7 protein-coding genes are annotated in these 8,975 nt (G+C 61.9%); 2 read left to right on the top strand and 5 right to left on the bottom strand.

What is annotated here, in order from left to right; translation table 11 throughout:
- A partial coding sequence (locus ACLP2E_RS00450) for a MazG nucleotide pyrophosphohydrolase domain-containing protein (RefSeq protein ID WP_442464831.1) occupies window positions 1–446 on the top strand: 446 nt, incomplete at its 5' end.
- Between the two features lie 6 nt (window positions 447–452).
- Here the strand turns inward: ACLP2E_RS00450 and ACLP2E_RS00445 are convergent.
- From ACLP2E_RS00445 to ssb, 5 genes are all read right to left on the bottom strand, one after another.
- A complete protein-coding gene (locus ACLP2E_RS00445; protein WP_442464830.1) occupies window positions 453–1,184 on the bottom strand; it encodes a class I SAM-dependent methyltransferase in 732 nt (243 codons plus the stop codon).
- A gap of 11 nt (window positions 1,185–1,195) precedes the next feature.
- A complete protein-coding gene (gyrA, locus tag ACLP2E_RS00440; protein WP_442464170.1) occupies window positions 1,196–3,931 on the bottom strand; it encodes a DNA gyrase subunit A in 2,736 nt (911 codons plus the stop codon).
- A 106-nt stretch (window positions 3,932–4,037) separates the two neighbouring features.
- On the bottom strand, window positions 4,038–4,220 hold the full coding sequence (locus ACLP2E_RS00435; RefSeq protein ID WP_442464829.1) for a hypothetical protein: 183 nt from the start codon (window positions 4,218–4,220) through the stop codon (window positions 4,038–4,040).
- 37 nt (window positions 4,221–4,257) lie between these two features.
- Entirely contained in the window at window positions 4,258–4,698 is a 441-nt protein-coding gene (locus ACLP2E_RS00430) for a hypothetical protein (RefSeq protein ID WP_442464171.1), read from the bottom strand.
- A gap of 294 nt (window positions 4,699–4,992) precedes the next feature.
- Window positions 4,993–5,520, bottom strand: a complete 528-nt coding sequence (gene ssb, locus ACLP2E_RS00425) for a single-stranded DNA-binding protein (RefSeq protein ID WP_442464828.1) — start codon at window positions 5,518–5,520, stop codon at window positions 4,993–4,995.
- Between the two features lie 248 nt (window positions 5,521–5,768).
- Between ssb and uvrA the strand changes: the two genes are divergently transcribed.
- Window positions 5,769–8,771: an excinuclease ABC subunit UvrA gene (gene uvrA, locus ACLP2E_RS00420; RefSeq protein ID WP_442464827.1), complete on the top strand. Its 3,003-nt coding sequence runs from the start codon at window positions 5,769–5,771 to the stop codon at window positions 8,769–8,771.
- The last annotated feature ends 204 nt before the right edge of the window (window positions 8,772–8,975 follow it).

Genomic DNA, 8,975 nt, shown 5'->3' with positions numbered 1-8,975 from the left:
AAGCGGCAGCGCGCCGCGCCGCCGGCCTGCCCGAGCAGGCCCGGCAGGGCCTCCTCGCCGATATTCCGGTCGCCCTGCCCGCCCTTACGCGCGCGATAAAGCTGCAGGAAAAGGCCTCGAAAGTCGGTTTCGACTGGAACGACGCCCGGCTCGTCCTGGCGAAAATTCGCGAGGAATGCGATGAGGTCGAGGAGGCTCTCGACCGCGGCGACAAGGCGCATGTGGCGAGTGAAATCGGCGACGTGCTGTTCGCCGTCGCCAATCTGGCCCGCCACGCCAAGACTGACGCCGAAAGCGCCCTGCGCCAGACCAACGCCAAATTTGAACGCCGCTTCCGCCATATCGAGGAGCGTCTGGCCGCGCAAGGCAAGGTTCTCGGCGCAGCTACGTTGCAGGAAATGGACGCTTTATGGGATGAGGCCAAGACGCTGGAAAGCGTCGGCTGAAGCGCCTTACGCGGCGCTTTTCCGCAACAAGGCCCGCCAATGGCGATTGGGCGTCACCGTGCGCGGCACATCCTCCAGTTTTTCTATATCCAGGCCATAGGCGGCGAAAGCCTCGATATTTTTCCGCGTCAGCGGCCACGGCGGCCCGTCGAACTCCTGAGCCTCGTCGCGGGCTCGGGCGATCAGCAGAAGGCGGCCCCCGGGCTTGACGAAGCTCGCAATGGCTTTTTGCGCGGAATCGAGAATTTCCGCCGGCAGGGCTTGCAAAGTATAGGTTTCGTGGACGAAATCGAACGCCTCGAACCAACTTTCGGGCGGATCGAACAGGTCTGCCGCGCAAAACTCTATGCCGCTGTCGGGAAAACGCTCTCTCGCCCATTCCACCGCGCGTAAAACCAGATCGAAACCCGTGACTTCCGCCCCCTGCCCGACCAGAGCCGCGGCATTGTCGCCGAGGCCGCAGCCGATATCCAGGGCCCGCAAACCGTCGAGGCGGGGATTTCGCGCCAGCCAGTCGCGCAGCAGCGGGTGGGCGACCATATTGCCCCAGGGCACATTGGCCGGATCGCCTTCGGCAAGCGCATAAACCGCCTCGAACCAGTCGCGCCGATAGGGATCGTCCAGCGCGCCGCCCGGCTGTTTGGCCGGATCGATGGCGTCCAGCCTTTTACGCGCAGCGGCGCGGCGCTCCTTCGAGGCTGGGTCAAGAGGATCGAAATGCTGCGGCTTTTCGGGCAATTTGGCGAACCTTACTCTTCCGTCTCAGCCTCGACCTCGCCGTTCTCGACTTCGCCGTTTTCGACCTCGCCAACCCGCTCGACCGAAACCACTTTTTCCGTCTCGGCGGTATTGAACACGATCACGCCCTGCGATCCGCGCCCGATGACGCGTATGCCCGCGACCGGACAGCGGATCAGTTGCCCGCCATCGGTGACGAGCATGATCTGGTCGGTCGGCTCGACCGGCATGGAGGCGACGAGATCGCCGTTGCGGGCGTTGACCGCCATGGCGACAATGCCTTTGCCGCCACGCCCGGTGACGCGATATTCGTAGGAGGATGAGCGCTTGCCATAGCCATTGACCGAAATGGTCAGGATCTGCTGTTCCCGCGCAGAAAGCTCCTCGAAGCGTTCCGGCGACAGCGCCGCCTCTTCCGCGCCCTCCTCCGCGTCGGAAACCTCCGGCTCCACCGGCTCCCCGACCTGCGCCCGGCGCATCTTGACGAAGGCAGCGCGTTCCGGGCCGCTGGCGTCGATGTGAAACAGGATCGACATGGCGATCACCACATCGCCATCCGCAAGGGTGACGCCGCGCACGCCCATGGAATCGCGGCCCTTGAACACCCGGACGTCCGTCACCGCGAAGCGGATGCACTGGCCCTTGGCGGTGGTCAGCAGCACGTCGTCGGATTCGGTGCAGATCTGAACATCGACGATGCCCTCGCCGGGATCGAGCTTCATGGCGATCTTGCCGGCGCGATTGACCTGCGTGAAGTCCGACAGTTTGTTGCGGCGGACCGTGCCGCGCGTCGTCGCGAACATCACGTCGAGGCCCTCCCACAGCGCCTCATCCTCGGGCAGCGCCATGATCGAGGTGATGCGTTCGCCCTGCTCCAGCGGCAGCATATTGACCAGGGCTTTTCCGCGCGCCTGCGGGGCGGCGAGCGGCAGTCGCCAGACCTTTTCCTTGTAGACCTGGCCGAGCGAGGAGAAGAACAGCACCGGCGCATGGGTCGAGGCGACGAACAGCCTCTGGACGAAATCCTCCTCGCGCGTCTGCATGCCGGCGCGGCCCTTGCCCCCGCGTTTCTGCGCGCGATAGGTGGAGAGCGGCACCCGCTTGATATAGCCGGCGTGCGAGACCGTGACGACCATTTCCTCGCGCTGGATGAGATCCTCATCCATCATGTCGCCTTCGACGTCGAGGATCTGGGTGCGGCGCGGAACGGCGTGCGCCGTCTTCACCGCCAGCATTTCGTCCTTGACGATGCCGAACAATCGTTCGCGCGAGCGTAAAATTTCGAGATATTCGGCGATTTCCACCGCCAGACGGTTGAGCGCCTCGGCGATTTCGTCGCGTCCGAGCGCGGTCAGCCTCTGCAGGCGCAATTCGAGAATGGCGCGGGCCTGCGCCTCGGACAGACGGCAATTGCCATCCGCGTCGATGCCGTGGCGCGGGTCGGCGATCAAGGCGACCAGAGGGGCCATGTCGCGCGCCGGCCACAGCCGCTCCATCAAGGCCTCGCGGGCGGAGGCGGCGTCGGCGGAAGTGCGGATCAGCCGGATCACTTCGTCGATATTGGCCACGGCGATCGCCAAGCCGACCTGAATATGGGCGCCGTCGCGCGCCTTGTTCAGCAGGAACTTGGTGCGGCGGCTGACCACTTCCTCGCGGAAGTCGATGAACGCCTTCAGGCAATCCATGATGGTCAGGCTTTCCGGCCGGCCGCCGTTCAGCGCGATCATGTTGACGCCGAACGAGCTTTGCAGGGCGGTGAAGCGGTAGAGCTGGTTCAGCACGACATCGGCGACTGCGTCGCGCTTGATCTCGACGACGATGCGCATGCCCTCGCGATCGGATTCGTCGCGCAGGTCGGAAATGCCCTCGATCTTCTTGTCGCGCACTAGTTCGGCGATTTTTTCGATCAGCGTCGCCTTGTTCACCTGATAGGGAATTTCGGTGAAGATGATCGCTTCGCGGTCCTTGCGGATCGCCTCGATGCTCGAGGTGGCGCGCATGAGCACCGAGCCGCGGCTGGTCTCGTAGGCCTGCCTTATGCCGGCGCGGCCTAATATGTTGCCGCCGGTAGGGAAATCCGGCCCCGGCACGATTTCCATCAGTTCGGACAGCGTCATGTCCGGACGGTCGATCAAGGCGACGCAGGCGTCGATGATCTCGCCGAGATTATGCGGTGGAATATTGGTCGCCATGCCGACGGCGATGCCGCCGGCGCCATTGACCAGCAGATTGGGGAAACGCGCCGGCAGCACCGCCGGCTCTAGTTCCTTGCCGTCATAATTGGGATGGAAATCGACGGTGTCGGAATCGATGTCCTCGATCAGCGCCAGCGACGGCCGCGCCAGGCGCGATTCGGTGTAACGCATGGCGGCGGCGCGGTCGCCGTCCACCGAGCCGAAATTGCCCTGCCCGTCGATCAGCGGGAGGCTCATCGAAAAGGGCTGCGCCATGCGCACCAGGGCGTCATAGATCGCGGCGTCGCCATGGGGATGGTATTTGCCCATCACCTCGCCGACGATGCGCGCCGATTTCACGTAAGAGCGGTCGGGGAGGAAATTGTTTTCCTGCGCCGAAAACAGGATGCGCCGGTGCACCGGTTTCAAGCCATCGCGCACGTCCGGCAGAGCGCGGCTCACGATCACGCTCATGGCGTAAGCGAGATAGGAGCTCTTCATCTCGTCGGTGATGGAGACGGGGCGAATGTCGGATGAAGGCGGGACCGGCGGTGCTGCGTTTTGATCGGTCAAAACAGACCCTTGCGCTGAACGAAAAAAGGTCCGTCTTTCTTAGGCGATTCTTGTGGGGAAAGCCAGTTTGGAGCCCCCTGCGGCTTTTTGAATTTATACTGCTATGTCAACATGTTGCGCCGTATTTCCGGCGCGCCGTGAAAGAAGCTGACATAAAATCATCATCAAATGCGCCAAAGGCCGAATCCGCGCCGCCGACCGCTCTAGTTCGCAGGGCAAGGGAGCAAAAAACAATGAGCGGCATTGCGTAACCCGAAGGTAGCAAAGCCGCCCACTTGATCTTCAGCAAACCGTGTCCCCCGACCCGCCCGCGAAGGGCGGACGGATCAATGCCCGACCTGCACTTCCATGCCGCTCAGGTCTACCGAAAACTGGAAGCCAATCTGCCTGCCCTTGACCTTGAGGACCACGTCATTGACGTTCTTGAGCTGCGCCACATTTTTGCCGCCCGCGACGGACAGCCCAGCGCCGACCGCCGTATAGGTTCCGGCGACGTCCGAGACGTTATGGACGTTAAAGGCGGTTCCGACCATTTGCGCCTTGGACGCGCCGATGGTGGCGCCGAGGCTGACGCCGCCGATCTTGATCGGATAAGTCTTGCCGTGGAAAGTCACCGTGCCCTTGCCGCCGGAGACGCCGACAATGAATCCGGCCTTGTAGATGGTGAAATTGAGGCGGGCCGTATCGGCCATGGCGGCGGAGGTCGTCGCGACGCCGGCGAGGGCGAGCGAAGCCGTCAGCAGAGCCGAGCGCAAAATCTTGTTCATGGCAATCTCCATTATTTTTGGTCAGGCAGGAGGGTGAGACAACGCGTCAAATTTGGCTGGACCGGAAAACGACCAATGCCACAAGCTGAAGGATTTGGTCGCCCGCGAGGTGAGAGCGTTTGAGGTTGCTTTGGCCAAGTATGCGGTCGAATCACAGAAGCCTTGCGACCGCGAGCTTGGCCACAGCCACCTTAATTCCGGTCACGCTGTTTGGCCAGCGTTCGATCGAGGTCCGCCCCTGCCTGCCACGAGCCTTTGAAAAGCGTATTAGCTGACGGTTCCTTCGGCTCAACCCTAGAACGGAATATCGTCGTCGAGCGTGTCCGAAGCGCGACCGCCGCCGCCCATGCCTCCTCCCCGCTCGGCAGGACCGCGCTCCATCGGCGATTGCCGGCCGAACGAGCTGCCCGAAGAACCTCCGGATGCGCCGCCCGAAGCGCCGCCATAACCCGCGTCGTCGCCGCGTCCGCCGCGGCTGTCGAGCAGGGTCAGTTCGCCGCGAAACCTTTGCAGCACCACTTCCGTGGTCTTGCGCTGGTGGCCTTCCTTGTCGGTATATTCGCGCGTCTGCAACTGGCCTTCGAGATAGACTTTCGCGCCTTTCTTGCAATATTGCTCGGCGATCTTGCCCAAGGCCTCGTTGAAGATCACGATATTATGCCATTCGGTGCGGTCCTTGCGCTCTCCGGTGGCCTTGTCGCGCCAGCTCTCGGTCGTCGCCAGCGAGAAGGACACCACGCTGTCGCCGGAATTCATCCGCCGCACTTCGGGATCGCGGCCAAGATTGCCGATCAGAATGACTTTATTGACGCTGCCCGCCATGGAACTCTCTCTCCTAACCCGCGCAAAAGCCGGGCTATCCTATACGCCTGCCCGAAAGCCTGCGCCCTCTTTCCGCCCTTATCCACAGCGGCGCGGCAAAAACCGCCAAACCTGATCGTGTTCTATTTATGTTCTAGCCTCATGGCGCGAATCATGCAAGCTTGGGACGCTGGAATTTATAAAAATCGGCGCTAAATACAGGCAGACTTCGATCTCGCTGCGACGACCGCGCTTTTTGGAATGTGATGATGGATTCAACCAAAGCCAAAAAGCCCGCCACCAAACCCCTGACGACCAAGCCCTTGGCAAAAAAGCCCAAGAAAGCCCCCTCCCCGGAAAATTCGGCCGAGAGCGTCGAACAGGCGGCCTATCGAATCGGCGAAGGCCGGGTGATTTCCCTGCGCGGCGCGCGCGAGCATAATCTCAAGAACGTCGATCTCACCATTCCGCGCGACAAGCTGGTGGTGTTCACCGGCCTGTCCGGTTCAGGCAAATCCTCTCTCGCCTTCGACACCATCTATGCCGAGGGCCAGCGGCGCTATGTCGAGAGCCTTTCCGCCTATGCGCGGCAATTCCTCGAAATGATGCAGAAGCCCGACGTCGATCATATCGAGGGATTGTCGCCAGCCATCTCCATCGAACAGAAGACCACGTCGAAAAATCCGCGCTCGACCGTCGGCACGGTGACGGAAATCAACGATTACATGCGCCTTTTGTGGGCGCGGGTCGGCATTCCCTATTCGCCCGCCACCGGTCTGCCGATCGAGAGCCAGACGGTGAGCCAGATGGTCGATCGCGTCCTGGCTTTGCCCGAGCGCACGCGCCTGTTTCTGCTGGCCCCCGTGGTGCGCGGCCGCAAAGGCGAATATCGCAAGGAAATCGCCGAATTTCTCAAACGCGGCTATCAGCGCCTGAAGATCGACGGGCAGTTCCATGATATCGCGGACACGCCAACTCTCGACAAGAAACTGAAGCACGACATCGACGTGGTGGTCGACCGCATTGTCGTGCGCGCAGACATTTCCTCGCGGCTGGCGGAAAGTTTCGAGACCGCGCTCGATCTCGCCGATGGCGTGGCGATTGTCGAATTCGCCGAGAGCGCGGACGGCAAAGAACCGGAACGAATTGTCTTCTCGTCGAAATTCTCCTGCCCGGTGTCGGGCTTTTCGATTTCCGAAATCGAGCCTCGGCTGTTTTCCTTCAACAGCCCCCACGGCGCCTGTCCGAAATGCGGCGGCATCGGCTTCGAGCAGAAGGTCGATCCCGAATTGATCGTCCCCAATCCCGAAATGACCCTGCGCAAGGGCGCCATCGCGCCCTGGGCCAAATCGCCCTCCCCCTATTACGCACAGACGCTCGAAGCGCTCGGCAAGGCTTTCAAATTCCGCATGGAAGACCGCTGGTCGGCGCTATCCCCGGATGCGCGGAAGATCATTTTTTATGGCGCGGGCGAGCAGCAGGTGCTGTTCACCTATGCCGACGGAATGCGCTCCTATGAGGTTAAAAAGCCCTTCGAGGGGGTGATCCGCAATCTGGAGCGGCGCTATCTCGAAACCGAGAGCGAATGGGCGCGCGAGGAAATTTCGCGCTACATGTCGGCCAGCCCCTGCGCCGCTTGCAAGGGTTTCCGCCTCAAGCCTGAGGCTTTGGCGGTCAAGATCGACCATCGCCATATTGGCGAGATTTCCGAACTCTCGGTGCGCGAGGCGCAAAAATGGTTCGCCGACCTCCCTTCGCGCCTCGATCCAAAGCGCAACGAGATCGCCGACCGCATTTTGCGCGAAATCGGCGACAGGCTGAGATTCCTGGTCGACGTTGGGCTGGATTACCTCACTCTTGCGCGGGGCTCCGGCACGCTTTCGGGCGGCGAGAGCCAGCGCATCCGGCTCGCCTCGCAGATCGGCTCCGGCCTCACCGGCGTGCTTTACGTGCTCGACGAACCGTCTATCGGCCTGCACCAGCGCGATAATTTCCGCCTGCTTGAAACCCTGCGGAGGCTGCGCGACCTCGGCAATTCGGTGATCGTCGTCGAGCACGACGAGGACGCCATTCTCACCGCCGATTATGTCGTCGACGTCGGCCCGGGCGCCGGCGTGCATGGCGGCGAGATCGTCGCGCAAGGGACGCCGTCCGACATCATGGCCAACGAGAATTCGTTGACCGGCGCCTATCTCACCGGTCGGCTGGCGGTGGCGGCGCCAAAAAAGCGGCGTAAACCCGATCCCTCGCGTAAATTGAAATTGACCGGAGCGCGCGGCAACAATCTCCGCAATGTGACGGCGGAGCTGCCGCTAGGGCTGTTTACCTGCATCACGGGCGTGTCGGGGGGCGGCAAATCGACCCTGGTCGTCGACACTCTCTACAAGGCGGTGGCGCGGCGGCTCAATGGCGCGCTTGAGCACCCTGCCCCGTTCGATTCGTTGGAGGGCCTGGAACATGTCGACAAGGTCATCGACATCGACCAGTCGCCGATCGGCCGCACGCCGCGCTCTAACCCCGCGACCTATGTCGGCGCCTTCACGCCGATTCGCGACTGGTTCGCCGGCCTGCCGGAAGCCAAGGCGCGCGGCTATGGGCCGGGGCGCTTCTCGTTCAACGTCAAGGGCGGCCGCTGCGAAGCCTGTCAGGGCGACGGCGTCATCAAGATCGAAATGCACTTCCTGCCCGATGTTTACGTCACCTGTGACGTCTGCAAGGGCAAGAGATACGACCGCGAAACGCTGGAAGTCCGTTACCGCGACAGGAGCATAGCCGATGTGCTCGACATGACGGTGGAAGAAGCCGCCGACCTGTTCAAGGCTGTGCCCTCGATTCGCGACAAGATGCAGACGCTGGCGCGCGTTGGCCTGGGCTATGTGAAGGTGGGCCAGCAAGCGACCACGCTCTCAGGCGGCGAGGCGCAGCGGGTCAAATTATCCAAGGAATTGTCGCGGCGCTCGACCGGACGCACCCTTTATATTCTCGACGAACCGACCACCGGGTTGCATTTCCATGACGTCAAGAAGCTGCTGGAAGTGCTGCATGAACTGGTCGATCAGGGCAACAGCGTGGTGGTGATCGAACATAACCTGGAAGTGGTGAAAACGGCGGACTGGGTGATCGATATGGGACCGGAAGGCGGAGACGGCGGCGGGACCATCGTCGCCCAGGGACCTCCGGAAGCGATCGTACGCGAGCCCGCTTCCTATACCGGACAGTTTTTGAAGGAGGTTCTGCAGCGCCGGCCCGGAAGTAAATTGGCGGCCGAATGAGTTGAATGCTGCCATGCAAAAATAAAAATGCTGCTTTGCGGAATTTTGGGTTTCGTTATGGTTCACATGCGATCATATTCTTGTTGAACGACGCGCGGCGAGAGCCGTTCGTTCGATCGAGTTTGAACGTACGGCGCGGTCTTTCCCCCGTACGCGTTTGCGCCCGCCGGTTCCTCCCCCCGGCGGGCGCTTTTTTTTTTTCGG

This window comes from Rhodoblastus sp., assembly GCF_052145335.1.
Classification (GTDB): Bacteria; Pseudomonadota; Alphaproteobacteria; order Rhizobiales; family Beijerinckiaceae; genus Rhodoblastus.
The sequence above is the reverse complement of the archived record's forward strand: the minus strand, read 5'-3'. Positions and strand labels throughout refer to the sequence as shown.